General features: G+C 40.4%; 1 protein-coding gene. It reads left to right on the plus strand.

Features of this window, described 5'->3' with window-relative positions; all coding sequences use genetic code 11:
* On the plus strand, positions 1–436 hold a 436-nt coding region (locus tag WMO23_RS11440), incomplete at its 5' end, for a transposase (RefSeq protein WP_349174158.1).
* Between the last annotated feature and the right edge of the window lie 153 nt (positions 437–589).

Raw genomic sequence — 589 nt, forward strand, 5'->3', positions numbered from 1 at the left:
GGAAAAAAAGCAGCGTGATAGGGACAGCGGATATGAACGGACCGTACGAACATACCAATGTGAAAACTGTCAGTATTGTGGAAAACGGAATCAATGCCAGCCGACCCGGACAGGAAAGAAACCGAAACAGAATAAAATGATACAGTACAATCCTTACTACCAATCCTTATTGGACAAAGACTACAAGTTCATTCAAAGTAAAAAAGGAATCCAGTTGCGGATTAACCGATCCATACAGATAGAAGGAGCGTTTGGAACGGTAAAGGGAAACTACGAATACCGCCGAGTGAGACATAAGGGAAAAGAAAGTGTAGAAAAGGAACTGTTATTCATGGCATTCGGCTTTGATCTGAGGAAATACCGAAGTCGCCGTGATACGGACAGATTACAACAACACTATTTAGAAAAAGAAGAAACACACACAGTAGCTTGCTAAAAAAGAAAAAACAGCGAGGCTTATTAAAGTACGCCTAAAAACAGGTAGCTGGCATTTTTCACGAAAATGAAAAATGCCAGCTATTGTGTTAGTTATGGGAAAGAAGGAAGGCTGCAACAAAATGAGCAAAAAAACTCATTTTGTTACAGCCCC

It is taken from the genome of Megasphaera intestinihominis (genome assembly GCF_040096415.1).
GTDB lineage: Bacteria > Bacillota > Negativicutes > Veillonellales > Megasphaeraceae > Megasphaera > Megasphaera intestinihominis.